This window comes from Photobacterium aphoticum, assembly GCF_001029435.1.
In the GTDB taxonomy this organism is placed as follows: Bacteria; Pseudomonadota; Gammaproteobacteria; order Enterobacterales; family Vibrionaceae; genus Photobacterium; species Photobacterium aphoticum.
In genome coordinates this window covers 1-685 of sequence record NZ_LDOV01000068.1, presented here as the reverse complement: position 1 = coordinate 685, position 685 = coordinate 1, and the positions used below count along the sequence as shown (strand labels likewise).

Below are 685 nucleotides of genomic sequence, written 5' to 3'. Positions count from 1 at the left end.
ATCCTGCGTCACTTCACGCTCAAGAATGACGTTACCTGCACCGTCTGTCACTGTGATGGTATCGCCCACTGCAGTATCTACAGCCAAGGTCACTTTGGCGGTCACAGTGCCGTCAGCACCCAGTTCATCACTGTTGTACACACCGTCACCGCTGGTATCACCTTGCAGCTCAACCGTTGGCGCTGAAGCACCTTCTAGATCCACCAATGCGCTATCGCTGGCTTCTGGAGACTTATTACCCGCAGGGTCTGTCACTTGTGCCGTGACATCCACGCGATCACCATGCGGTGACACTTCGACAAAGATGCCGTTATCCAGATCATCCTGCGTCACTTCGCGCTCGAGAATGACGTTACCTGCACCGTCTGTCACTGTGATGGTATCGCCAATAGCTGTATCCGCCGCCAGAGTCACTTTGGCGGTTACAGTGCCGTCAGCACCCAACTCATCACTGTTGTATACACCGTCACCGCTAGTATCGCCTTGCAACTCAACCGTTGGGGCTGATGCTGCATCAGTATCTACCAATGCGCTATCAGTCGCTTCTGGAGACTTATTGCCCGCAGGGTCCGTCACTTGCGCGGTCACATCCACGCGATCACCATGCGGTGACACTTCGACAAAGATGCCGTTATCCAGATCATCCTGCGTCACTTCGCGCTCAAGAATCACGTTACCTGCACCG

General features: G+C 54.5%; 1 protein-coding gene. It reads right to left on the bottom strand.

All coding sequences use genetic code 11. The features are described from left to right. On the bottom strand, nt 1–685 hold a 685-nt coding region (locus ABT58_RS24235; RefSeq protein WP_047876769.1), incomplete at both ends, for a hypothetical protein.